22 protein-coding genes are annotated in these 25,684 nt (G+C 43.5%); 17 read left to right on the plus strand and 5 right to left on the minus strand.

The genetic code is table 11. The features are described from left to right. The first annotated feature begins 269 nt into the window (after positions 1-269). Both nrdD and nrdG read left to right on the plus strand, forming a co-directional pair. Entirely contained in the window at positions 270-2,390 is a 2,121-nt protein-coding gene (gene nrdD / locus AB4558_RS03055; protein WP_102394372.1) for an anaerobic ribonucleoside-triphosphate reductase, read from the plus strand. Positions 2,391-2,545: 155 nt separating this feature from the next. Then, positions 2,546-3,016: an anaerobic ribonucleoside-triphosphate reductase-activating protein gene (gene nrdG, locus AB4558_RS03060; RefSeq protein ID WP_012600613.1), complete on the plus strand. Its 471-nt coding sequence runs from the start codon at positions 2,546-2,548 to the stop codon at positions 3,014-3,016. A gap of 104 nt (positions 3,017-3,120) precedes the next feature. Here nrdG and AB4558_RS03065 read toward each other — a convergent pair whose 3' ends face one another. Next, the gene (locus AB4558_RS03065; RefSeq protein WP_137001490.1) at positions 3,121-4,548 is read right to left on the minus strand and encodes an MATE family efflux transporter; all 1,428 of its coding nucleotides are present in this window, start codon (positions 4,546-4,548) and stop codon (positions 3,121-3,123) included. 169 nt (positions 4,549-4,717) lie between these two features. Between AB4558_RS03065 and AB4558_RS03070 the strand changes: the two genes are divergently transcribed. The 4 genes from AB4558_RS03070 to AB4558_RS03085 all read left to right on the plus strand — a co-directional run bounded on the left by AB4558_RS03070 (position 4,718) and on the right by AB4558_RS03085 (position 9,613). Then, positions 4,718-5,557, plus strand: coding sequence for an AraC family transcriptional regulator (locus AB4558_RS03070; protein ID WP_137001489.1), 840 nt, complete (start codon positions 4,718-4,720; stop codon positions 5,555-5,557). 242 nt (positions 5,558-5,799) lie between these two features. Next, positions 5,800-6,984 (plus strand): amino acid aminotransferase, encoded by a 1,185-nt coding sequence (locus AB4558_RS03075; protein WP_017064572.1) that lies wholly within the window; start codon positions 5,800-5,802, stop codon positions 6,982-6,984. An 11-nt stretch (positions 6,985-6,995) separates the two neighbouring features. Then, on the plus strand, positions 6,996-7,682 hold the full coding sequence (locus tag AB4558_RS03080) for an ATP-dependent zinc protease (RefSeq protein WP_017069095.1): 687 nt from the start codon (positions 6,996-6,998) through the stop codon (positions 7,680-7,682). Positions 7,683-8,005: 323 nt separating this feature from the next. Then, positions 8,006-9,613, plus strand: a complete 1,608-nt coding sequence (locus tag AB4558_RS03085; RefSeq protein ID WP_080582218.1) for an ABC-F family ATPase — start codon at positions 8,006-8,008, stop codon at positions 9,611-9,613. A 137-nt stretch (positions 9,614-9,750) separates the two neighbouring features. On the opposite strand, the gene AB4558_RS03090 is transcribed toward AB4558_RS03085, so the two are convergent. Beyond that, on the minus strand, positions 9,751-10,275 hold the full coding sequence (locus tag AB4558_RS03090; protein WP_017060115.1) for a hypothetical protein: 525 nt from the start codon (positions 10,273-10,275) through the stop codon (positions 9,751-9,753). Positions 10,276-10,373: 98 nt separating this feature from the next. Beyond that, complete coding sequence (locus tag AB4558_RS03095) at positions 10,374-10,751, minus strand: YgiW/YdeI family stress tolerance OB fold protein (RefSeq protein ID WP_048608277.1); 378 nt, start codon at positions 10,749-10,751, stop codon at positions 10,374-10,376. 294 nt (positions 10,752-11,045) lie between these two features. Here AB4558_RS03095 and AB4558_RS03100 point away from each other — a divergent pair, with 294 nt between their 5' ends. The 4 genes from AB4558_RS03100 to modC are packed head-to-tail and all read left to right on the plus strand — an operon-like array spanning position 11,046 to position 15,129. Further along, the gene (locus AB4558_RS03100) at positions 11,046-12,512 is read left to right on the plus strand and encodes a cobyric acid synthase (RefSeq protein WP_372074904.1); all 1,467 of its coding nucleotides are present in this window, start codon (positions 11,046-11,048) and stop codon (positions 12,510-12,512) included. A gap of 56 nt (positions 12,513-12,568) precedes the next feature. Further along, positions 12,569-13,327, plus strand: coding sequence for a molybdate ABC transporter substrate-binding protein (gene modA, locus AB4558_RS03105; protein WP_017060111.1), 759 nt, complete (start codon positions 12,569-12,571; stop codon positions 13,325-13,327). Then, positions 13,328-14,026, plus strand: coding sequence for a molybdate ABC transporter permease subunit (modB, locus tag AB4558_RS03110; RefSeq protein ID WP_017060110.1), 699 nt, complete (start codon positions 13,328-13,330; stop codon positions 14,024-14,026). It abuts the gene before it with no gap. Next, on the plus strand, positions 14,023-15,129 hold the full coding sequence (gene modC, locus AB4558_RS03115) for a molybdenum ABC transporter ATP-binding protein ModC (protein WP_017067812.1): 1,107 nt from the start codon (positions 14,023-14,025) through the stop codon (positions 15,127-15,129). Before modB ends, modC begins: the two co-directional genes overlap by 4 nt. A gap of 311 nt (positions 15,130-15,440) precedes the next feature. Here modC and AB4558_RS03120 read toward each other — a convergent pair whose 3' ends face one another. After that, a complete protein-coding gene (locus AB4558_RS03120; protein WP_017060108.1) occupies positions 15,441-15,878 on the minus strand; it encodes a DUF3069 domain-containing protein in 438 nt (145 codons plus the stop codon). Positions 15,879-16,009: 131 nt separating this feature from the next. On the opposite strand from AB4558_RS03120, the gene AB4558_RS03125 reads away from it, so the two are divergent. Further along, positions 16,010-16,981 (plus strand): diguanylate cyclase, encoded by a 972-nt coding sequence (locus tag AB4558_RS03125; RefSeq protein WP_170791831.1) that lies wholly within the window; start codon positions 16,010-16,012, stop codon positions 16,979-16,981. 78 nt (positions 16,982-17,059) lie between these two features. Beyond that, positions 17,060-18,070 carry a Solitary outer membrane autotransporter beta-barrel domain gene (locus AB4558_RS03130; protein ID WP_029235232.1) on the plus strand — a complete coding sequence of 337 codons (1,011 nt, stop codon included), beginning with the start codon at positions 17,060-17,062 and terminating at the stop codon, positions 18,068-18,070. 144 nt (positions 18,071-18,214) lie between these two features. Here AB4558_RS03130 and AB4558_RS03135 read toward each other — a convergent pair whose 3' ends face one another. Beyond that, positions 18,215-19,456 (minus strand): GGDEF domain-containing protein, encoded by a 1,242-nt coding sequence (locus AB4558_RS03135; protein WP_032545705.1) that lies wholly within the window; start codon positions 19,454-19,456, stop codon positions 18,215-18,217. Positions 19,457-19,932: 476 nt separating this feature from the next. Here AB4558_RS03135 and AB4558_RS03140 point away from each other — a divergent pair, with 476 nt between their 5' ends. From AB4558_RS03140 to AB4558_RS03160, 5 genes are all read left to right on the plus strand, one after another. Then, a complete protein-coding gene (locus AB4558_RS03140) occupies positions 19,933-20,301 on the plus strand; it encodes a late competence development ComFB family protein (protein WP_017060104.1) in 369 nt (122 codons plus the stop codon). Positions 20,302-20,341: 40 nt separating this feature from the next. Continuing rightward, positions 20,342-20,623, plus strand: coding sequence for an HlyU family transcriptional regulator (locus AB4558_RS03145; RefSeq protein ID WP_004731023.1), 282 nt, complete (start codon positions 20,342-20,344; stop codon positions 20,621-20,623). 300 nt (positions 20,624-20,923) lie between these two features. After that, on the plus strand, positions 20,924-22,471 hold the full coding sequence (gene pntA, locus AB4558_RS03150) for a Re/Si-specific NAD(P)(+) transhydrogenase subunit alpha (protein ID WP_136974587.1): 1,548 nt from the start codon (positions 20,924-20,926) through the stop codon (positions 22,469-22,471). Positions 22,472-22,481: 10 nt separating this feature from the next. After that, positions 22,482-23,879, plus strand: coding sequence for a Re/Si-specific NAD(P)(+) transhydrogenase subunit beta (pntB, locus tag AB4558_RS03155; protein ID WP_372074903.1), 1,398 nt, complete (start codon positions 22,482-22,484; stop codon positions 23,877-23,879). Positions 23,880-24,080: 201 nt separating this feature from the next. After that, entirely contained in the window at positions 24,081-25,487 is a 1,407-nt protein-coding gene (locus tag AB4558_RS03160; RefSeq protein WP_372157955.1) for a hypothetical protein, read from the plus strand. The last annotated feature ends 197 nt before the right edge of the window (positions 25,488-25,684 follow it).

The raw sequence follows: 25,684 nt of genomic DNA on the forward strand, positions 1-25,684 counted from the left end.
TGAGCCGTTATCCTACAACACTTACCAAAAATTCAACTCTTTTTAGGAGTTTTTTTATTGTTACATTGTTTCTTTTCGACTTGAGAACTAGCGTAATAATATTGAATTGATCTTAGTCAGCGTTCTCTTTTTATTGATCCAAATCAATACTCAAAGTTGGTGGTTCTCGTTAAATACGCCACAATATCTAGTGTTAGTTAAACGATAAATCGCTCTATATAGTGTGTTTGTGGATAAGTCTGTGAATACCTCAAGAGTAAGGAGAAGTGGTGAAATCAATCGTAATCAAGCGTGATGGCTCAAGAGCTCCATTCAGTAGAGATCGCATCCAAGCTGCAGTGGAAGCAGCATCAGACAAAGCCGATAAGGAAATTGCTATTTATGCACTGAATGTGGCATTAGCAGTTGAGTTGAAGCTCGAAGACTACGATGAAGTTCATATCTCTGAAATTCAAACCATGGTCGAGAACGAGCTAATGCAGGGACCATACAAGTCTCTGGCTCGTGCCTACATTGAATATCGTCATGACCGCGACATCGCCCGTGAGAAGCAAAGCGCTTTAACTCGTGAGATCGAAGGTTTGATCGAAGAAAGCAACGTTGATCTAATCAATGAAAACGCGAACAAAGATGGCAAAGTAATCCCAACTCAGCGTGACCTGCTGGCGGGTATCGTGGCTAAACACTATGCGAAAACTCACATTTTGCCACGTGATATCGTACATGCTCACGAATGTGGTGATATTCACTACCACGATCTAGACTACGCACCGTTCTTCCCAATGTTTAACTGCATGCTTATCGATCTGAAAGGCATGTTAACGCATGGCTTCAAGATGGGTAACGCGGAAATCGACACACCTAAGTCTATTTCTACGGCGACAGCGGTAACCGCGCAGATCATCGCGCAAGTGGCGAGTCACATCTACGGCGGCACAACGATTAACCGCATCGATGAGGTTCTTGAACCTTACGTTATGGCGAGCTACGAGAAGCACTTATCGCTAGCGAAAGAGTGGGACATTCATAGCCCAGAAGCTTTTGCTATCTCTCGCACAGAGAAAGAGTGTTACGACGCGTTCCAATCTCTGGAGTACGAAGTAAACACGCTGCACACCGCTAATGGTCAAACACCATTCGTGACGTTTGGTTTTGGTTTAGGTGAAAGCTGGGGCTCGAAATTGATTCAGCAATCAATCTTGAAAAACCGCATTGCAGGTTTGGGTAAGAACCGTAAAACAGCCGTGTTCCCTAAACTGGTATTTGCGATCAAAGATGGTTTGAACCACCAGAAGCAAGATCCAAACTACGACATCAAGCAATTAGCGCTAGAGTGTGCGTCTAAGCGTATGTACCCAGACATTCTTAACTACGACAAAGTAGTAGAAGTGACAGGGTCATTTAAAACTCCTATGGGTTGTCGTAGCTTCTTGAATACTTATGAAGAAAATGGTGAGTTGATTCACGAAGGCCGTAACAACTTAGGTGTTGTTAGCTTGAACTTGCCACGTATTGCGATTAACGCAAAACAAGATATGGCTAAGTTCTACGAACTGCTTGATGATAAACTCAAGCTGGCTCGTCGTGCATTAGAAACTCGTATTTCTCGTCTAGAAAACGTGAAAGCACGTGTTGCTCCAATCCTATACATGGAAGGTGCATGTGGCGTTCGCTTGAAAGCAGACGACTCTATTGCCGATATCTTCAAGAACGGCCGCGCGTCTGTTTCTCTTGGTTACATTGGTATCCACGAAGCGATGACAGCACTTTACGGTACTGACGTTCACCTGTACGACGATGGCGAAATGCGTGCTAAAGCGCTTGAGCTGGTGGAGTACATGAAGCGTGAAGTGGAATCTTGGACGAAAGAGACAGGTTACGCATTCAGCCTATACGGCACACCAAGTGAAAACCTATGTAGCCGTTTCTGCAGCATCGACACCAAAGAATTTGGTGTGATTGATGGTGTGACAGACCGTGGTTACTACACCAACAGCTTCCACTTAGATGTGCAGAAGACAGTGAACCCATACGACAAGATCGATTTCGAGATGCCTTATCCTGAAATTTCTAGCGGTGGTTTTATCTGTTACGGCGAATTCCCGAACATGCAGAAGAACATCGAAGCACTAGAAAACGTATGGGATTACAGCTACACACGTGTTCCTTACTACGGCACTAACACACCGATTGATGAGTGTTACGAATGTGGTTACAACGGTGAGTTCGACTGTACAAGTAAGGGCTTTACGTGTCCTAAATGTGGCAACCATGACTCAACCAAAGTATCGGTGACGCGCCGTGTTTGTGGTTACCTTGGTAGCCCAGATGCACGACCATTTAACTTCGGTAAGCAAGAAGAAGTTAAACGCCGCGTGAAGCATCTTTAGTAAGCTCTAAGATTATTAGCTAGCTTACTTAGAAGAGCTACGTTTCAAGAAATATGTTTGGTATCGGCGCTATGTCGATACCAATTCATTTGTTTCAACTCTCGCTACTTTTCGAGTTAAACCATTAAGCCATCACGAGTTTTCAATACTGCCTTATGAATTATCACCAATATCACCCAATCGACGTTGTAAATGGCCCTGGAACACGCTGCACTTTGTTTGTGTCGGGTTGTGTACACCAGTGTCGCGGGTGTTATAACCAATCAACGCAAAGGTTGGACTCCGGGCATTTGTTTACTCAAGAGCTGCAAGACCACATTATCGCTGATCTCAATGATCCACGAATCAAGCGTCGTGGCTTGTCGCTTTCAGGTGGTGATCCTCTTCATCCTGCAAATGTATCTGAAGTGCTTAAGCTTGTTCAGCGTGTAAAAGCAGAATGTGAAGGCAAAGACATCTGGATGTGGACGGGCTACGAGCTCGACGAACTCGACGAAAAGCAGAAGCAAGTACTTGAATATGTTGATACTTTGATTGATGGTCGTTTTGAGCAAGATAAAGCGGATCCAATGTTGGATTGGCGTGGTAGTTCAAACCAAATCATCCATCGATTTACTGATATATAACTGCTGTCGTGACTTTGCACACTCGTAAACGAAAAAGGGCTTCATCGTTAGCGCAATGCTACAAATCAGCCCTTGGGTGTGAGTTCTTTGAATCTATCGCCTGTTTATATAGGAATGTGCTCAGGCTCGTCGATTAGATTGTTGATCCATTTCTTAGAGTGAATTCGCTGGCTAGTTAAAGCGATCTTCGCTAACTCCTCCAGTAACACAATCATCAAAACCCATTCTAGCGGCCAACCCAACACCAGCGCAGTAAAGTAAGCAAGGGGAATACCGATTGCCCATTGGCCAAACAGGTCGATGAAGATACTGTAGTTGATGTCTCCACCACTTTTCAGCACGCCACCAATACCAACCATATTGAAGACTCTTAGTATCATGCCGAGTGCCATGACTAAGGTGACGTTAACGGCTGTCTCTTTGAGCTCTAAGTGAGTAAGGCCGATCATGTATACGATCGCGGGTTTAGCAAACCAACACACCAAGGCTAATATAGCCGCAAGCCCACAGCTGACCAATACATAACCCCATGCGGTGTTCTCAACACGTTGATAGTTCTTCGCGCCGATCTCGTTGCCTAGAATGATCGAAGCGGCGACCGCAAACCCCATGAACGCCGAGATCAAGATACTTTCTACTGGCGATAACAGCGAAATGATCGCAAGCTCTCCAACACCCATTTGCCCAACTATCACGTTATAAATAAGAATCCCGCCCGCCCATGCTGTGTCATGAACCAACATAGGTATTGCTATCGTGAAGTACTTCTTTCTATGCTTCGGTAATATCGCTTCTCGCCAATTACTTAATGTCGGGAATAGATGCGCGTAGTGTTTCTTCGCCATGATAAGCAGCGCTATCGTCTGAAAGAATCGAGACACCGTGGTGCCAATAGCCGCACCAACTACGCCCAGTTCTGGAAATCCAAACAAACCAAAGATCAGCAATGCATTGAGAATCGCATTAACGATGATTGCCCAAATACTGATCTTGGTGGGTAGCTTGGCTTCGCCGACCGATCGCAGTGCGCTTTCTAAGGGCACTACGATCGCGGTACCAAAAAGGCTGGCTCCTGTTATCCAAAGGTAATCCGTTGCCAAGCGGACGTAATCAGGGTCTGAGGCCACCACAGACACGACTGATTCAGGAGCCAATGTATAAATCAACACAAAGGGGATGATGGTAAAGACAGACAATGCCCATGACTGTGCTAATGTGCGTCTAATTCCGTTGAAATCTCCCGCACCGAAATATTGCGAAGCTAGCACACTGACAGCGCCGCTAATCCCGGATACCATGATCAAGTTGAAGAAAAATATGCGGTTACCCACACCAACCGCCGCAGTTGCAGAGTCACCCAGTTGGTTAACCATAAAAATATCGACCACGCCGAGTAATGAAAACAACATGGTTTGTAGCGATACAGGCAAACCGATGTGTAAAAGCTTTTGCCAAAAATCTTTGTCTAGATGACGATATGTCGAGCGCATCGCATTTCCCCTGTGGTTAATATGCGAGAAGTTTATCGGCATTTGTTTAGGCTGTATTGTTCAGGTTCATCACAAACTTTTGCCAAACTATCTATTTTCAAAAGCTGTCTATTTGTCAAAACGATCTGTTTTCAAAATCATCTATTCCAAAACTATCGAATGACTAAAGTGGCGATTTAATTGCAGGCAAACCTAATGAGCGATCAGTGAAATGAGTGAGAAACACGAACGGTACGAGATCTCTGATCAGACACACCAAGAGTTTGTCGATCAAAGCCATGTATTGGCATTCGAAGAATTGGGTATCGTTCAGTGTGGGACGGCGTCGTGCCGAGATTTCTTTTCTGTCCATCGGAAGAATCCACAGAAACACATGCTGCTTTACACGGTTAGGGGCAAAGGGTGGTTAGAAAGTGGGGCGTGTCGCTATATTCTAGAGCCGGGGTCGTGCATTACTGTGCCTGCAGGCGTTGAGAATGGCTTTGGGATTGAAGAAGAAACATGGCAGATAGCGTGGATCTTTCTATCGCCTGATAAGCATTGGGATAATGTCGTCAATGATGAAGTGAGTTATACGCTCTCTCCTGCAGCCGAAGTCGTCTCGTCTTGTATTCATACCTTGCTGAGAAGTATTGCCTTGCCCATTGATTTAGGCGGAGCGATTGCCATTCACAGCGTAGCCCAAATAGAGTTCATGATTAATGCACCAGTCCCGCAGCAACAGTCTCGAAATTTGATTCGCTTGAGACGTGTGTTCGACAGTGTTCAAAAGCAGCTTCATAAAGAGTGGAATGTGCATGAGCTAGCAAACCTATTTCCTTGTTCAGAGCCGCACTTCCATCGTTTGTGCCAACGTTATTACTCTCATAGCCCGATGACTCATATTATGCGTATGAGAATGGAATACGCTGCAAGGCTGCTCAGGTCGAGTGATTGGTCGATTCAACACATTGGCGAGATAGTTGGATATCCCAATGCCGCTAACTTTAGCACTCGGTTTAAGGCTTGGTCAGGAATGACACCAAGACAATTCAAACAGAGTGCCCAGTAGTAATCTTAATAGAGCACGTGCAAACATAAGAATATAGGAACATAAGACGCATAGAAATAAAGCAATTTGAATTGTGCAATGGGTCATTAGGTGTTTGAAATTTGCACTATTTATCCGTTTGAAACGACCAATCTCTGATTACTTATGGTAACTAAGCGCTTCTATTAAAAAATGTTTCTGATTTTAGTACGAAAATGTTAACGTGAAATCCATTACTTGAATTTCAAAGGGTTGTGACTTTCATGTTTTCACATCTACCAAAACCAACTTTAGATCCAATTCTATCTCTTTCTGTTGCTTACCGCGGCGATACTCGTACTGATAAAGTCGATTTAGGCATTGGCGTTTACAAAAACGACCAAGGCGAAACTCCGATCATGAAAGCCGTTTCTAAGGCTCAAGATATCGTTGTTGAGACTCAGAAAACCAAAGCTTACGTTGGCCTAGCAGGCTGTGAAGAGTTCAACCAGAGCATGGTTGATCTGCTGCTTAAAGGGACTTCTGCAATGGATCGCGTTGCTGCGATTCAAACACCGGGTGCAAGTGGTGCACTTCGCATGTTGGGTGACTTAATGAAAGTTTCTCAACCAGACACCACGGTTTGGATTTCAAACCCAAGCTACGTTAACCACAAACCGGTGATGGAAGCGGCAGGCTTAAAAGTTCGATATTACAATTACTTCAGTCCTGAAACGAAGCAAGTTGATACTGCAAGAATGTTGGATGACCTTTCAAAAGCGGGTCCATCAGATGTGGTACTACTGCACGGTTGCTGTCATAACCCAACGGGTGCGGATATCGACTTTGAGGCGTGGCAGGAAATTACCAAACTATCGCAGAAAAATGGCTTCTTGCCGTTCGTTGATATTGCTTACCAAGGCTTTGGTGATGGCTTAGAAGAAGACGCAAAAGGTCTTCAACACATGGCTAACAACGTCGAAGAGATGTTGATTACGACATCTTGCTCGAAGAACTTCGGTTTATACCGTGAAAGAACGGGTGCCGCTATCGTGATTGGCAAAAACAGCGAACACGTTGGCAATGCTAAAGGTAAGCTTCTAACGCTTGCTCGTTCAACTTACACAATGCCGCCAGATCATGGTGCAGCTTTGGTTAAAACAATTCTTCAGAATCAAGAGCTAACCTCGATTTGGAAGCAAGAATTGAGTGAAATGCAGCAACGTTTGTTAAATCTGCGCCAAAGTTTATGTGATGAATTGCGAAATACTTATAACACGTCACAATTTGACTTCATTGAAAGCCATAAAGGCATGTTTAGTGTACTAGGCTTTAAAGAAACTCAAATGAATCAATTACGTGAAGAATATGGAGTCTATGGTGTTGGTGATGGACGCATCAATATCGCAGGCCTTTCCGAATCTCATATTCCTTATGTAGCAAAAGCGATAGCAAACGTTTCAAAATAGAAGGTGACTGAATGTATAATTGGAAAGCGATTGTAGTTTTAATGCTAAGTGGTGGCCTGTTTGCTTGTTCGGCTACAACTCAAGCTCCTGTTGAGCCAGAGCAAAAGCCTCAAATCGAACAACCTGTTGTGGATGACTCTTCAAAAACTGACGCAACAGAAGGCGAGAAAGTAACGGAACCTACTGAGAAGCCTGAAGAAGTAAAACCAACTGAGCCGGAAGTAAAACCTGCACCTGTTGAAAAACCAGTAGAGAAGGTTAGAAAAACAAGTGACGGCAAACTGATTCTTGGTGAAGAAGAGTGGGTGTTTGTTCCTGGTTTAAAAGAAGCGTTTAAAGCACGTGTCGATACCGGTGCAACAACCTCTTCAATCAGTGCAGTTGATATTGTTGATTTTGAACGTGACGGCAAAGACTGGGTTAAGTTCAAGATTGAACACGACGGAATTACAACTGAAGAGATCAGCTTACCAGTAGAACGCTGGGTTAAGATCAAGCAATCAAGCGCAGAAGGCACACAACGACGCGCTGTGGTTGTAGCTTCGATTCAAATTGGCGATCTAAAAGACAAAACTGAATTTACGCTAGCCGACCGAACGCATCTTTCTTTCCCACTTCTGTTGGGTAGAAGCTTCTTTAGAGATGTTGCGGTTGTCGACGTGAGCAAAAAATACGTTCAGAAGAAAATTACTAAATAACAAGTTCTGCTCGTCATCAAAGCTTTTCGTTTGAAGAGCTATAGTTTCAAAGGTGACGAGCTTAAAAGACTTTTAGTGTTGATAAATGAAATCCCTACCAGTTCTGCTGGTGGGGATTTTTTTATTTACACCCCATAACGTATGAAAAGCATCTAAATGGTCTATGTTTACTATTCGTTTACTGTTTAGCCTCGACAACGTGATCGAGATCTCTATATAATCCGCGCTTCGATTTTTGTTTAATCCATACTTTCGTACTTCTTATTTAGGTTCTTGAAATAGCCTAATAATTATCTGTCAGTACACGCTTAGGAATTAGTTCTTTGATATCTACCGCGAACATCACAATGCAATTTGGCGCAGAGCCGCTGTTTGAAAACATCTCTGCTAAATTTGGTAACGGCAACCGTTATGGTTTGATCGGCGCTAATGGTTGCGGCAAATCAACGTTCATGAAAATCCTAAGTGGCGCATTAACGCCAAGCTCGGGCAACGTTTCTATCACTCCAGGAGAAAAACTGGGTGTGCTAAGCCAAGATCAGTTCGCTTTCGAACAGTACAGCGTTATCGACGTTGTGATCATGGGCGACAGAAAACTTTGGGAAGTAAAACAAGAACGTGACCGCATTTACTCTTTGCCAGAAATGAGCGAAGACGACGGCATGAAAGTCGCAGAACTTGAAAGTGAATTCGCGGAAATGGATGGCTACACAGCAGAAAGCCGTGCTGGCGACATCCTAATTCAAGCGGGTATTGAAGAAGAGTTCCATTTCGGCTTGATGCAGCAAGTAGCTCCAGGTTGGAAACTGCGTGTGCTATTGGCACAAGCTCTGTTTGCAAACCCAGATATCCTGCTTCTTGATGAACCAACCAACAACTTGGACATTCACACGATCAACTGGCTTGCTGAAGAGCTAAACCAGCGTAAATGTACAATGATCATCATTTCGCACGATAGACACTTCCTGAACTCTGTGTGTACACACATGGCAGACATCGACTACGGTGAGCTACGTGTCTACCCTGGTAACTACGAGTACTTCCTAGAAGCATCTGGCTTGATTCGTGAACAGCTTTTAGCAAGCAACGCTAAGAAAGCGGCTGAAATCAGCGAGCTTCAAGATTTCGTAAACCGTTTTGGTGCTAACGCATCTAAAGCAAAACAAGCAAGCTCTCGTGCCAAGAAAATGGATAAGATCACGCTTGATGAAGTGAAATCATCGAGCCGTATGAGCCCATCTATTGATTTTGGCGAAGGTAAGAAACTACACCGTCAAGCGCTTGAACTTCAAGACCTTGGTCACGGCTTCGATGGCGAAACATTGTTTGCCGGTGGTAACTTGCTGCTTGAAGCGGGTACTCGTCTTGCGGTTATCGGTGAGAACGGTGTAGGTAAAACCACGCTGCTACGTTGCCTAGTTCAAGAGCTAGAGCAAAACGAAGGTATCGTAAAATGGTCTGAAAACGCATCTGTAGGCTACTGCCCACAAGATAGTACGTCTGACTTTGATAACGACCTGAGCATCTTCGATTGGATCTCACAATGGCGCACAGTGAAGCACGATGACCTTATGGTACGTGGCATTCTAGGTCGCCTATTGTTTACTGCTGACGATGCGAACAAAAAAGCGCGTAACTGTTCTGGTGGTGAGAAGAACCGTCTGTTATTCGGCAAGCTAATGATGCAAGACATCAACGTGCTTGTAATGGACGAACCAACCAACCACATGGACATGGAAGCAATCCAAGCCCTGAACGACGCGTTGAAGGTTTACACTGGCACGCTTATCTTCGTAAGCCATGACCGAGAGTTCGTTTCTTCATTAGCAACACACATCATCGATGTAAAAGATCAACAGCTAGTGAGCTTCCAAGGTACTTATGAAGAGTACTTAGATCACCAGAAAAAGATGCTGATGGTTAGCTTATAAAGCAAGTCGCTGGCTCAGGTCGTGAACGACTAAAAGCCAGCGAAACTAACAAACAAAAAAGCCCCGAACATTAATATGTTCGGGGCTTTTCTATGTAATACGTTTAGCTATTTATTACTCAGTAATTGAAATCTAGATTAGAATCCGAATCGAGCCGACATTAAGATTTGGTGGCCATATGTGCCGTTATTGCGCATATCAAGACCAACAGACAGTTGATCAGTTGAATGGAAACGAGCACCGATACCCAAAATTGAACGAGTGTCATCGTTGTCGATCAGTTGACCAAGGCGTGCGTTAACTTCAACGTTTGCCATTAACCAAGCTCTCAAGCCAAGGTTAATTTCTGTTTTGATGTGGTTATCGTCATTCCGTTCAATGTTGTGCAGTAACATTTGGCCAGTAACGTCAGCAAATTGACTGATTGGGCCGTTGAATCCCATACCTACCGCTGCATCCCAATCACTTTCAAATTCTGAATCGATACGAGCAACAAAATGAGAGTTCTGAGTGAACATTGTTGTGACTTCACCACCGAAAGTACTTGGGCTAGTACCCATGCGCAGCTCGAATGTGTTGTAGTTAAAGTTGTTTGCAGACGCAGAGAATGAACACAGTGCAGCGAGTCCTAAAAGGACAGTCTTATTCGTGCAACCTAGCATGGTGACTCCATATAAATTGTATTTTGCGGCAGTATAATACAAAAAAGCCTGCAATATGCAGGCCAATTATTTGAAGTCGGTATTTTTATATTAATCGCTTATAGAACCTGGATGTGGTCCACTTCGATTTCAGGTGTCTTACCACCTTCATATTCACCGAAGATACGAACTTTTGTATCAGCGGTCAGTGGTTGTGCTAGGCGGATATCATCATCAAGTTCGATTTGAATTTCACTCTGGCCATCAGAGAAGACAAACGTGTCATTCTTAAGTTGACGAACGATCTTGCCATCCACAATTGCTTCTTGCTCTGCGAACATGCTTGTGTCGGCAAGTAGTGTCGCAACAGAAACGGTTTCAATTGGGCCAGTATAAGCAATAGCGCTTTCGTGCTTGTTGCTGTTGTGGTCACTAGCCATTGCGAAAGTAGGAGCAAGGATAATAGTAGATGCGATAGCTAATACAGTTTTTTTCATGGTGAATCCCTTAATGTTGTTTTTAGTAGAAACGTTTTTCTGAATTTGAAACGTTTCTTTTCGTTAGTACGTTTTTTGTTGAAGCGCCTGTTATCGTTCACAAGCTTCGTTTCGATGGAGCTATTAAACAACACTGGGGTTGAATCCAGAGTGATTAACACATTCATTTTCCATTCATTTTATTGAGCATCTACTCGGCAATGACGTTAAGATGGTCGCAGAGAAATATTGCCCACAGCTATAAATTGAAAATTAAGAAATTAAGAAATTAAGAAATTAAGGATTTAAGTACAAATGCGAGCACCATTAAGTGCCCTTATGGTTCAAGGGACAACGTCAGATGCCGGAAAAAGTGTTTTGGTGGCAGGTTTATGCCGTGTTTTGGCAAGGAAAGGAATCAAAGTGGCACCTTTTAAGCCACAAAACATGGCGTTGAACAGTGCTGTGACAAAAGATGGTGGCGAAATTGGCCGTGCTCAAGCGGTTCAGGCGCAAGCTTGTAATATAGAGCCAACCGTTCACATGAACCCTGTATTGCTAAAGCCCAACTCAGATACCGGCGCGCAAGTGATTTTGCAAGGCCGAGCGCTGAGCAACATGGAAGCGACGGGTTATCATGATTACAAGAAAGTGGCGATGGATACAGTTATCGATTCGTTTGACCGACTTTCTGAAGAATATGAAAGCGTGATGATTGAAGGTGCGGGGAGCCCAGCCGAAATCAATCTTCGTGAAAATGATATCGCTAACATGGGATTTGCTGAGAAAGCGGACATCCCTGTGATCATCGTTGCTGATATTGACCGTGGTGGCGTTTTTGCGCATCTCTACGGGACATTAGCTCTATTGTCTGAATCTGAACAAGCTCGTGTAAAAGGCTTTGTGATAAATCGTTTTAGAGGCGATATCGCACTGCTTCAATCTGGCCTAGATTGGCTAGAGGAAAAAACCGGCAAGCCAGTCATTGGTGTTTTGCCATATCTGCATGGTTTTAACTTAGAAGCGGAAGATGCCATTACCTCTGCTCAAGAGTCTGACGGAGAAGCTAAGCTTAAGGTGGCGGTGCCAGTGCTAACCCGAATCAGCAACCATACAGACTTTGACGCGTTAAGATTGAATCCTTCGATTGATTTACGTTATGTCGGTAAAGGCGAACGTGTAAACAATGCTGATTTAATTCTCTTGCCGGGTACAAAGTCGGTAAGAGCAGATTTGGATTACCTAAAAGAACAAGGCTGGGATAAAGATATTCAACGCCACCTGCGCTTAGGCGGCAAAGTGATGGGTATCTGCGGTGGCTACCAAATGTTAGGTAACATCATCCACGATCCTGATGGCGTTGAAGGGGAACCCGGCAGCAGCGAAGGGTTAGGGTATCTGGATACTGAAACGACCCTTACACAACAGAAAACCTTAACCAACGTACGCGGCACCATGACGCTGGATGGCAAAACAGCACAAGTAAAAGGGTATGAAATCCACGTAGGTAGGACTGATGTCAAAGAAACAGCCTTACCGGTTCAGTTAGAATCTGGCAGCCTAGATGGCGCTGTGAATCAAGATAACTCGATTTTTGGTACTTACTTGCATGGCGTATTCGACAACAGTGATGCGTTGTCGCTTATTTGCGAATGGGCAGGAGCCAACGATGTGACCGCGATTGACCACGAACAGCTTAAAGAGCTGGGTATTAATCGAATCGCTGATGCCATCGAAGAGTACTTAAATCTTGATCTGCTTTGGCCAGAGTTAACAGCTTAAGCCGCCATTTAGAAGTTAGCTAAAGAACTTAAACGAACAATAGATAAGTGATAACAATGAAAAAGCGAGTCTTCCTTTTAACCATGGCTTTAACTTCGGCATTGAGTTCTAGTCATCTTTTTGCTGCGGAAAAGCTACGAGTTTACGCTGCATCGTCGATGACCAATGCGGTTAATCTGTTGGTTGAAGAGTTTGAGAAAGACCATTCTGTCGATGTGATTCCTGTGTACGCGAGTACATCGTCTTTGGTGCGACAAATCGAAAGAGGAGCACCAGCAGACATTTTTATCTCGGCAAATGAGAAATGGATGACGCATTTAGTCGATCGTAAATTGGTTTATAGTGACAATGTCACAAACCTATGTGAAAACGAACTGGTGCTGATTGCTCCTAAAGAGACATCGGTAACGTTAGACCTATCAAAAGGTGAACAATGGGCTAAACTGCTTACTAATGAAAGGCTTGCAGTGGGTAACACCATGTCGGTTCCTGCTGGTATCTATGCAAAAGAAGCGTTAGAAACGTTAGGTGTATGGGACGATGTGAAAACTCGATTGGCACCAAGTAACAATGTTCGTATGGCCTTAGCCTTAGTCGAGCGCAGTGAAGCTAAGCTTGGCATTGTCTACAAAACGGATGCGTTGCTTTCTAAAGAAGTAAACCTAGTGTCGACCTTCCCATCAGATCTGCACACACCAATACGTTACCCTGTAGCGAAGTTGAGTGATAAAGTTGTGGCAGAAGAGTTCTATACTTTCCTAAAGAGCGAAAAAGCGAAAGACACCTTGAACAGTTTTGGATTTGAAGTGCGTTAAATGATGTATTTATCGGAATACGAATACCAAGCCTTAATGCTGAGCTTAAAAGTCGCTGGGTTTGCAATCTTATGGCTTATCCCTATCGGTATTGGCTTAGCATGGCTACTTGCTAAGAAACAATTTGTAGGTAAGAGCATTGTTGAGAGTATTGTCCATTTACCTTTGGTACTTCCACCTGTGGTTATTGGCTATTTACTGCTAGTGATGATGGGCAGGCAAGGTATCATAGGTTCGTGGCTCAATGACGTGTTTGGTATTGTATTCAGCTTTAGCTGGAAGGGCGCGGCACTCGCTTGTGTGGTTGTGGCGTTGCCGCTGATGGTTCGCTCTATTAGATTGAGCCTAGAAACCGTAGACAGTAAGCTTGAAGAGGCGGCTGCTACATTAGGCGCTTCACCTCTTCGTGTGTTTTTCACGATCACTTTACCCTTGATGATCCCAGGGGTCATTACCGGCACCATGCTTTCATTCGCAAGAAGCCTAGGGGAGTTTGGCGCGACCATCAGCTTCGTTTCAAATATTCCCGGTGAAACTCAAACCATTCCTTTGGCTATGTATACCTTTATTGAAACCCCTGGCGCTGAAATGGAAGCCGCGCGTTTGTGTGTCATTTCTATTGTGATAGCGCTGGGTTCATTGATGCTATCTGAGTGGCTCAACAAAAAGTCAGCACAACGCTTGGGAGGCAATGCATGAGTGCTTTGATCCTCCAATATCAACAACAACTTGGTGAAACGTTCTTTGATATCGACTTGGAATTACCAAGTAGCGGCATTACGGCAATTTTTGGTCGTTCTGGCGCGGGTAAAACCTCACTTATCAATGCAATCAGTGGCCTTAAACAGCCCGATAAAGGTCTGATCAGCGTATCTGGAACCACACTGTTCGATAGTGAAAATGGCATTAATTTGCCGACTCACAAACGCAACGTCGGTTATGTGTTCCAAGAGTCGCGATTGTTTCCACATATGAAGGTGGCAGCGAACCTTAAATACGGTATGAAAAGCGTCGATCAAGCGCACTTTGAGCAAATAGTCTCGCTGTTGTCTTTGGGTTCATTGCTTGACCGATACCCAGCTCGTTTGTCTGGCGGTGAGAAGCAACGTGTGGCGATTGGCCGCGCTTTGTTATCAAAGCCGAGCATTTTGTTGATGGATGAGCCTTTAGCGTCTCTCGACTTGCCTCGTAAGCGCGAAGTGATGCCATTTCTGGAAAACTTATCCGAAACCGTCCAAATACCGATCATCTATGTCACTCATAGCCTCAATGAAATTTTACGCTTGGCAAATCACCTTGTGATTATTGACCAAGGCAAAGTGATTTCGTCGGGTGTGACGGAAGAGGTGTGGGCATCGAGAGCCATGCAACCTTGGCAATCTTTCTCAGAGCAAAGCTCGTTGTTTGAAGCGACATTAGCGGAACACAATGACGATTATGCGCTGTCTCGCCTGATGCTAGGAAAGTCGACGTCGTTATGGGTTCAGAAAGTATCGAGTGAGCTTGGTACGACAGTGAGGCTGCAAGTTAGGGCAAATGATGTCTCTATCACGCTAGAACGGCCGAAAGGGACTTCTATACGTAACATCCTTCCTGTCACCATTAAAAGCGTAGAGACGCACCAACAAGGCACAAATAAGCAGAGTGTCGCGGTCGAGCTAGAGTTAGAGTCTGGGTGCTACCTATGGGCAACCATTACATTGTGGGCGCTGGATGAGTTAAATCTAGAAATCGGGCAGCGTGTTTACGCTCAAATTAAAGGTGTGAGTGTCGCTCAAAGAGATATCGCGGTAACGCATTAAACCTGACAAGGTCAGTTTTTCGATATTGTCGCGATACTGCCTGTTATAGGTTCTGAAAATTCGATCTTGATTCCATGAATGGATACATGCGTCATTTTTATACGGTATAACTGCCAGTTTTGCGCCACACTATATGAATGTTAAAGCATATGATTTGTCGAATCATATGAACATTAGCAACAAGAACATACAGACGTAACGATCGACGAACAGAAAATAGCGGATATAAAAAAGCCGCGTGTTTAAAGAAACATGCAGCTTAATTCTAAGTAGTACTGTTAGCGCTTAGCCTAGTTTAGGCGACTAGCGACTTACTTAGTAAAAACTTCTTTGAAATCACGCTTCAAGATTGCATCACGACGAGCTTTCTTGATTTGTTTAACCATGTCTTTTACACAGTTGTGTAGAACTTGGTCTAGCAGTTGAGCACGGTACTCTTCTTTTTCTTCGTCAGACATGTCTTCTGGAAGTTTAAGAGTAGGGAACTCTTCCATCACGTTAACACCAGCGAAAGCTTGGCTAACTGAGATTAGAGCGTGGAACTGCTCGAAGTTGTCTAAAACATTTTGTGCGCTTGCTGGAAGACTATCCCAAGCTTCGCGTACTGCTTCTTCAGACACTTCGTGAATAGAAGTAACCATAAAGTGCATCTCTTTTGGTACGCCATCAAATTCGATAACTTGACGAAGTTCTGGTGAGATGGTGGTTAAATCGATTTCTTGTTGTTCGTTGTTTGTAGCGTCTGACATAGTATTTCTCTTTAAAAAGAAACAATGCTAAAAAGATCTGTAAAAAAGTCAATATAATATAGAGATTAGGGCATGATTTAAGCCCAAATTTGAGCTACTTTGAATATTCAACACTAGATAAAGGTGATGTGATGATAGAAAAGGGATCTTCAATGCGCATATTGCTGGTTGATGACGTTCAACTAGACAGGATGCAACTTGCTATCCGACTCAAGCAACTGGGTCATATTGTAGAAGCTGTCGGTAGCGGAAAAGAAGCCCTGAGTGTTTATTCTGATTTTGATCCTGAACTCGTGTTACTTGATATCAGCATGCCTGATATGGATGGTTTTGAAGTGGCGAATGAGGTTCGAAGCCGATTCCCAGAATGGGTTCCCATCATCTTTCTTAGTGGTCACGAAGAACCTGAGATGATCGCAAAAGCGATTGACGCTGGTGGCGATGATTACCTGATCAAGCCAGTAAACAAGGTTGTTTTGAATTCTAAGCTGATTGCGATGCAACGTATCGCGCACATGAGACGAGAGCTAAAACAAAGCACAGCCAAACTCGAAGAACTGAACATCCTTCTGCAGCAACAAGCCAACGAAGATGGCCTGACCAAATTGTATAACCGTCGATATATGGATACTAAGCTTGAAGAGAGCATAGCGTGGCACGGAAGACGTAATATATCCATGACAGTCATACTTCTAGATGTAGACTTCTTTAAGCCTTACAACGATAATTATGGTCATATTCAAGGGGATAAGTGCTTACAAGGGCTTGCTAATACCTTGAAACAGCTGTTTGTTCGTGCGGGAGAATTTGTCGGTCGTTATGGCGGTGAAGAGTTTGTTCTGATTCTTAGCGATACAGACAGTGAAGGCGCTAAGGTACACGCGACTCGAGTTAAAGAGGCATTGCATGAGATGAACTACGCTCATGAACACTCAACGGTATCGGATAGAGTGACAGCGTCACAAGGTGTGTTGTCATTTGTGCCAGAAGGTGGCGAATCTATTGCGTCTATTTACGAAAAGGTCGATCAAGCGCTTTATCAAGCGAAGCAAAGTGGTAGAAATACCTTTGTACAACGTAACATTTTGGAGCTTGCGCGTTAGTTGGCGAGCTCTTTAAGATATTTGAATTTATACTTCTAATAGCGTTTGAGCTAGGAAGTGCTTTAAGTGATAAAAGAAATGCCACATTCGAAGTCATTTTCTATGACTAACACATCTTGGACGCTTGCGGTTCCTCTATTTTTTACCGCTTTGGCGACCACTGTTAATGCCAATACGCTATCTGATCTTTTTCGAAAGGATCTAGAGCAGAGCTTTGCCACCAGTGTATTGCTCAACGACACCGATGTTTTCACTTTTGGTATCAATAACTTTGACCCCAATAAAGTGTTTAGTTTGGACAATGAAGACATCGGTTCGAATGATTCGGTAAGTCGTCGCCAAAACATCACCTCCCTGAGTTTGCCTTACACATTTGAATTACCCAGTTACATCGAAGACAACCATCAAGAGGTGACGCTACGCTTGTCTGCATTGCGAATCGAGAACGATGTCGAGTACGCGGCAGCAAACAGAAACGATTTTCAAAAAGAGTCGGTAGTGTCTGGCTACGTCGAATTCGCGAATGTGTCCCAGCTAGACGAATATTGGAGCTTCAGCTCTGCAATCGGTAACCACATCTCTTACTACCGCAATGATTATGAATATCGCGCTTCGTTGCTAAAGCCTATTCAAGACCAACTGGATGGCGTATATCTCAATACTGATGCTTGGGCTTACATCATCGAGCCTAAAATCAAGCTGATGTACGAAGATAAGAATGACTGGGGAAAGTATAAATTGAGCACCAGTTGGCATTACTTTAATGGCATCGGCTGGGGCGAGGCGAATAATGGCAATGTCGGTCATCCTGAAGGGTGGTATATCGCCAATGAAGCCAAGGTTTTCTATGATCTCGTACGTTGGGATAAGAACATCACATCGATGTACTCGAGTATAAGACGAATTGATATTGGTGGTGACACGGTGGCCTCTATGGGCACCACATCTTACTACGAGGGCAGTGTTGGCTGGCTGCTTAACCCAAACCTATTTAATGAGTGGGTCGATAACGTGGGAATAGGTTTTACGATTAACTACGGAAGTAGCTTAAAAGGTGGTAGCTTGGTTATATTCTTCAACCAAGATTAAGCTCTCTTTTTCCACTTGAGCTATACGGCCTCAAATCAATGAGGCTCGTTGAACTTGGAAGTGATAGTTATTGAAGCAGTTCGCTATTAATGGCTTAAGCTATTTAGATCTCTAGTACTTAATATCTTTAGCTTTTAACCATCGTTAACGGTCAATACATAATTTGTTTCGACCGGTTTCTTTCGCTTTATACAGCGCTTGGTCAGCAAGCTTCAATACCTCTTCAGGATGTCTGGTGGTTGTACTATCAGACAATCCAATACTCACCGTCACATTCACCACTTCCGATGGTTTACCGTTCTTGCCACGCTTTTTCATACCCACTTCATGATCGTCGGGGCGCTCATGGCTATTCCGAATCGTCATGTCGTAGTTTTGAACTTCGGAAATCAGAGCTTGAAGGTGCTCTTTAACTTGTTCCGAATGTTTGCCTTTGAAGATAATCGTGAACTCTTCTCCACCATAGCGATAAGCTTTAGCGCCGCCTGTGGTTTCCCTCAGAATACGCGCCACCAGTTTTAACACATCGTCGCCAATGTCATGGCCGTAGGTGTCGTTGAATTGCTTAAAGTGATCGATATCGACCATCGCCATCGAATACTTACGCCCTAAGTGCTTCATATCGACTTCTAAGGCGTGTCGACCTGGAATGTTAGTCAGTTGGTCATTAAAGGCCATATCATGACTAGCGGACATGACATAGACGATGATCAACGTGCCTGACAACGAGAACATGGTGCTCGAGATGTACTGAACGTCGAAGAAGATGAACGTGCAAGAAGAAAGCAGGATAGCGCTATAAACCACAACATCGATAGAGCGGTTATACACCAACACGAGAATGGCAGTAAGGCCAAGTAAGCAAAGGCTATACAACACCAAAACAAAAGGCAGTTTGGAGAAGTCTCTGACAATAAATAGAAGACCATCACTCCATGATTCAAAACCGCCGGCATGGAAGTGAGAGACGATCAATTGTGCCCACACCATAAACAGAACAAGAACGATGGCGTAGAGCAGCATCGACTTTGAGTTTACGCCGTTATCAGGGAAGGCATAAACAAGTAAGCAAGTGACAGGTACTAATGCCGCAAGTAACGAGAGCTCTAATAGCGTTGTGCCAGTATTGAGAGGCGTTTGTAAGCGAACTTGGATGATCAGATAAGCGACAAGCATGGTCACCGATACCATCGCCATTCGACCTTGTCTGAACGTATGGCATAGCAGAACCGCAACGCTCAATAAAATGTAAGGGAGGTTGCTAGCAAACCCTAAATTTGAGTCCGTCACGAGAATGACGTTGTCCATACCAACGAGCAAAATTGTTAACAGGACTAAAGGGAAGCAAAATCGAAACATGCTCGACGTTACAAAAGATGATGCCATTTATGTGGTGAGCCTAACTATATTGATGATCTTATTATTTAATACTATGCGTAGGATACGGTTAAACAAGCGATTGCCAAGCTTTTTGCCTAAATTAGAGCAAAAACATAGTCATAGGTCGCTGTTGGTGCAATCATTTTTATATGTATTTTGAGTTGCTATTAACCTTAGAACGAACTACACAGTATATATGAGAAATTAATTAGTCGTTATAGATACTTAACAAAATCTGCTCTGCTGCTCTTACGTTGGCGCTGTCACTTAAAGGGCTTGATGATCAGTTATCATTGAGTGACCTTTTCATTAAGCGACGAAGAACTGTAATGAAGTCAGAGTAAGATTAAATAATGCCTAAGTTTCAACTATGGACAGTAAAGCCTATAACTGAGTTATAGAAAGCTATTAGGAATTGCATGGTTTCAAGTGACTTTAGAAACGACTGCGACTAGAAAAACCGCTACAAATGGAGGTGTGGTATGCAAATTAGTGTTGATGTACATAACTATATGGAAACTCTGGTCGGTCATGTATTGGCTACCGAGGAATATGTGTCTAGTTATACCAACGAACAGTTGGCCGATCTCGCGTGCTTGGCTTTGGGTCAGCTAAAACCTATCTATATTCGTTTTGATATCGATTTTCTGTCAGCATTGCCAGAAGACAAATTGGTGCTCTATAAACGCAATAGTGAGATCGCGGTCAAAAATGCAGAAAGTATGATTATTGACGATCGAAGACGTGAACGTGACGACAATGTGCCTGTTATATTTAGTCAACACAATTTTGACGATGACGTAGAGTTGCAATGGTATGAAAAGCCGTTGTTGAACCGTAAACAGTCATGATAGTTTAGGGTGAATACGGTCATTTAAGGAGTAAAAAAACGTGGGATTCTTTTCTAGATTATTTGGTGGCAAAGAAAAAACCGAACAAAAAGTAGAGATTGAGCCAGTCGAATATAAGGGTTTCAATATCTATCAAGATGCCATTGCAGAATCTGGTCAATACCGTGTTGCTGGGCGAATCGAGAAAGAATTCGATGGTGAAATCAAAACTCACCGTTTTATTCGTTCAGATGTTGTTTCAAACAAACAAGATGCCGATGAATTGATGCTCAAAAAATCGCAGATGTTCATCGACCAAATGGGCGACAATATATTTAGCTAACCAATTAGGGTTAGAATTGATGTTGGTCATAATTTAGAGAGCTTTCAGTGTATATGCTGAAAGCTCTTTTTAGTTTTAGGGACAAAGAACAGCTAGTAGGTTGTTATTAAAAGGATTATTTGCAAGTGGTTTGACCTCTTCGTTCGAGACGGTCGTCATTTATCCAAATGAAGCGCTCAAACTCCATCCAAATCGTTATAAGTAATAACTTTTCCTGTTCTTTGAACAAAACGCTTGAAGTATTAGTTGTCGTTAGATACAAACGAATAAGTCATTCGTGCCAATAGTCAAGGAATAGCTATGCAAATTGGTGTACCAAGAGAAACGCTCGCTGGTGAAACGCGAGTCGCTGCTTCGCCGAAATCGGTAGAACAGCTTCTAAAATTAGGATTTGAAGTTTGTGTTGAATCACAAGCAGGTGCGTTAGCAAGTTTTGAAGATGCAGCTTATGAACAAGCTGGAGCAAAAGTTGTCACCGCAGATGAAGCTTGGAAATCCGATATTATCTTTAAAGTTAACGCTCCGATCGTTGACGAGTCTAAAAATGAAATCGATCTTCTTAAAGATGGCGCAACATTGGTCAGCTTTATTTGGCCTGCCCAAAATCCAGAATTAATGGAACAATTGTCCAGTCGTAACATCAACGTGATGGCGATGGATTCTGTACCACGAATTTCAAGAGCTCAGGCGTTAGATGCATTGAGTTCTATGGCAAACATCGCGGGTTATCGTGCTGTTGTTGAAGCGGCGCATGAGTTTGGTCGATTCTTCACGGGTCAGATTACGGCTGCGGGTAAAGTTCCGCCAGCAAAAGTACTGGTTGCAGGTGCTGGTGTTGCTGGCCTAGCGGCAATCGGCGCTGCGGGTAGCTTAGGTGCAATCGTTCGTTCATTCGATGTTCGTCCTGAAGTTAAAGAACAAGTTGAGTCGATGGGTGCTGAATTCTTGGAAGTGGATTTCAAGGAAGATACCAGTGCTGGTGACGGCTACGCAAAAGAGATGTCTGAAGCATTCAATAAGAAAGCGGAAGAGCTTTATGCAGCTCAAGCAAAAGACGTTGATATCATCATTACAACGGCGCTGATTCCAGGTCGCCCGGCTCCGAAGCTGATTACCAAAGAGATGGTAGACAGCATGAGTGCAGGTAGTGTGATTGTAGACCTTGCGGCGGCCAATGGCGGTAACTGTGAATACACGGTTGCGGATCAAGTCATTACAACGGCTAATGGTGTGAAGGTGGTTGGTTACACTGATATGGTTGGTCGACTGCCGACTCAATCATCTCAACTGTATGCAACGAACCTAGTTAACCTTCTGAAACTGCTTTGCAAAGAGAAAGATGGCAACATCAAAATCGACTTTGAAGATGTTGTTCTGCGTGGTGTTACTGTGGTTAAAGAGGGCGAGGTCACTTGGCCAGCTCCACCAATTCAAGTTTCAGCTCAACCACAACAAGCTAAGCCAAAAGCGGCCAAACCAGAGCCTAAAGTTGAAGAACCTGTTTCTCCAATTAAGAAAGTGGCGGGTATGGCGGTAGCTGTTGGTGCATTCGCTTGGGTAGCTTCGGTTGCTCCAGCTGCGTTCTTATCTCACTTTACCGTTTTTGTTCTCGCTTGTGTGGTGGGTTATTACGTAGTTTGGAATGTAAGCCATTCTCTGCATACGCCTTTGATGTCCGTGACTAACGCGATTTCAGGCATCATTGTAGTAGGTGCACTGTTACAGATCGGACAAGGAAGTGGCGTCGTCACGTTCTTATCATTTATTGCCGTATTAATTGCAAGTATCAATATCTTTGGTGGCTTTACCGTGACCAAACGTATGCTTGAAATGTTCCGTAAAGACTAAGGAGTAACAGATGTCTGAAGGATTAGTACAAGCAGCTTATATTGTTGCTGCTGTATTTTTTATTATGAGCTTGGCTGGGTTATCGAAACAGGAATCTGCGCGTGCAGGTAACTATTACGGTATCACGGGTATGGCAATTGCGTTGATCGCGACGATCTTTGGTCCTCACTCTGCAGGTATTGTATGGATCATCATTGCTATGGTGATCGGTGGTGGTATTGGTATCCACTACGCAAGAAAAGTAGAAATGACTGAAATGCCAGAGCTGGTTGCAATTCTGCACAGCTTCGTAGGTATGGCGGCAGTACTTGTAGGTTATAACAGCTACATCGATCCACCTGCTACTGTTTCTATCAACCCTGCAGATATTCATGCAGAGCACGTGATCCACCTAGTGGAAGTGTTCCTTGGCGTGTTTATCGGTGCGGTGACGTTCACGGGTTCTATTGTTGCGTTTGGTAAGCTTCGTGGCGTTATCTCTTCGTCTGCATTGAACATCCCTCATAAGCACAAGTGGAATCTAGCGGCTATCGTAGTTTCTACACTGCTGATGATCATGTTCGTTAAAGCAGACGGCAGCATGTTCGCACTAATGGTGATGACACTTATCGCATTCGCATTCGGTTACCACCTAGTGGCATCGATTGGCGGTGCAGATATGCCAGTAGTTGTCTCTATGCTGAACTCGTACTCTGGTTGGGCAGCAGCAGCGGCAGGTTTCATGCTTGCAAACGATCTGCTTATCGTAACTGGTGCATTGGTTGGTTCGTCGGGTGCGATTCTGTCTTACATTATGTGTAAGGCGATGAACCGCTCTTTCATCAGCGTTATTGCTGGTGGATTCGGCCAAGAAGTGGTTGTGTCTGATGGCGATGAAGAGCAAGGTGAACACCGCGAAACATCAGCTGAAGATGTGGCTGATATGCTGAAAAACTCTAAGTCAGTAATCATCACTCCTGGATACGGCATGGCAGTAGCTCAAGCACAATACCCAGTGCATGAAATCACTGAGAAGCTACGAGCGCAGGGCATTAATGTTCGATTTGGTATCCACCCAGTTGCTGGTAGGTTACCGGGTCACATGAACGTACTGCTTGCTGAAGCGAAAGTGCCTTACGATATCGTTCTAGAAATGGACGAAATCAACGATGACTTCGATGAGACAGATACTGTATTGGTAATTGGTGCGAATGACACCGTAAACCCTGCAGCACTTGAAGATCCAAACAGCCCAATTGCTGGTATGCCAGTACTTGAAGTTTGGAACGCTCAGAATGTTATCGTATTCAAGCGTTCGATGAACACAGGTTACGCCGGTGTGCAAAACCCACTGTTCTTCAAAGAGAACACGCAGATGCTGTTTGGCGATGCTAAGTCGAGTTGCTCTAAGATTTTAGAGCACTTATAAGTGGGTACGCTGACCTACTGATGTGAAGCCTCGCTATTGCGGGGCTTTTTTCTATCTAACAGTTAGCGCATTTGGTGAGGTGGTCAACAATAACAAGAGTTAGTATTTTAAATTGTAACCATGTGTTTATAGGTTATCGAAATCCAACAAAATTAGCATCAATCTATGTAAACCCAATCTAGATGTATGGATGCTTAGAAAATGAAGAAAATGAAGAAAATGATAGCTAGTTTACTATCTCTGTCTGTGGTGGCATGTGGCGGTAGCGATGGTGACAATAGTAACGGGAATGGTGAGAACGATTCACTAAAGTACCTAACACCACCGAAAGTTGGATATCAAACATTCGACCGAGTTCAAGGCAACACAAGAACCGCTTATTCAAGCGGTGATATTAACCAGTACGAACACATAAACCCAGATACAGGTGTTGGCATCCCTGTAAACCCATCTTGTAAAGTAGATGAGGATGGTATCAATGAATGCGATATCGTAGAGCCTGATATTCTTCGAGTCTTTGATATCAATAAAAAATATTCATTAGTTCAGATTGATAATGCGACTATCGACTATGAAGATGTCAAGTACGTTGGTCGATACGCATTTATCCAAGACAAGTTAACGGGTGAGCTTTATCCAATGCTTAGGGATGGAGAGTTGCAAACCCTATGGCTGACTGATGAGTTTGCTAGTGTTAACAGCTCTAATCAAGTTGCTTACGATAATGCTATCTATTTCCGTGGTAGAGATTTAGAAGGTGATGAGGCAGGCTATAGAACCTACATAGGCCGATACAGCCTAGATGCCGATTCTGGAGTGTTTGTATTCGATAGAGTGCATGATGTATCTCAAGGGGAGCAAATTTATGCCTTTGCTGTAGACGAAAACAATAATATTGTTGTGCATGAGGGGCAAACTCCGGAAGTGACGAGCAACTATTTAACTTATATATGGGCTAATGGTCAAAGCGAGGATGTGATTTTAGATTCTGACTATCCCATCATATTGAACAACAGTATTGTTTCTCACAATCGATATGCTGCTGACGACCATTATTTTAAGTTTGAATTTCAAGAAGACGCGGTTGAAATAATAGACCTTGTTCTAAATCCAGATAATGACATTAACCTAGTGTCTTTCTATGGAGGTATTTCGCGAGGTAATTATTACGTGGATTACAATTGTAAAGCATTCGATACAAAGCAAGATGAATTTCGGTTGGTTAGAGACGATGGTTGGTGGGAGAATGGCTATTACAATAACCTAAAGTCGGTAGCTACGCAGGATTATCTAATCTGCTTGAATATTTGGTTAGATGGCAAACCAACAGAAGGTGTGTTCATTGACGCGAAAGACGGGTCATCACAACACTTCTCCATGGATTTTTATCATGGCCACTGGGACGATGGCCTCGGCATAGCGGGTGTTGTCGCTACTCAACACAATGAATTTAAAATTGTTCAAGAGTACAGGCCACAAGGTGCTCAAAAAAGTGAGTTTAAAGAGTTTTATTATAATGTAGATACCAACGAAGAGTATGTTATCGAGCTTAACGGTGAACGCATGTCTTTGAAGGTTTTCTCTTACTTAGAAAAAGAAGCTGGTTAATTTTCAATCAAAAATCAACAATGTCGTTTGGTGATGCTAAAAAGAGTTGTCTAAGTATCTTAGAACACCTATAGAGATCACCTCTAAACAATATGTAACAACTCGATAAGGAGCTCATTTGAGCTCCTTTTTTTATCTTACGAAAGCGACTCTATGTGTGATCTCAGTTGATACGAAGGTATCCGCCCCATGAACCC

The organism is Vibrio sp. 10N.222.51.C5 (assembly GCF_041474575.1).
Classification (GTDB): domain Bacteria; phylum Pseudomonadota; class Gammaproteobacteria; order Enterobacterales; family Vibrionaceae; genus Vibrio; species Vibrio crassostreae_C.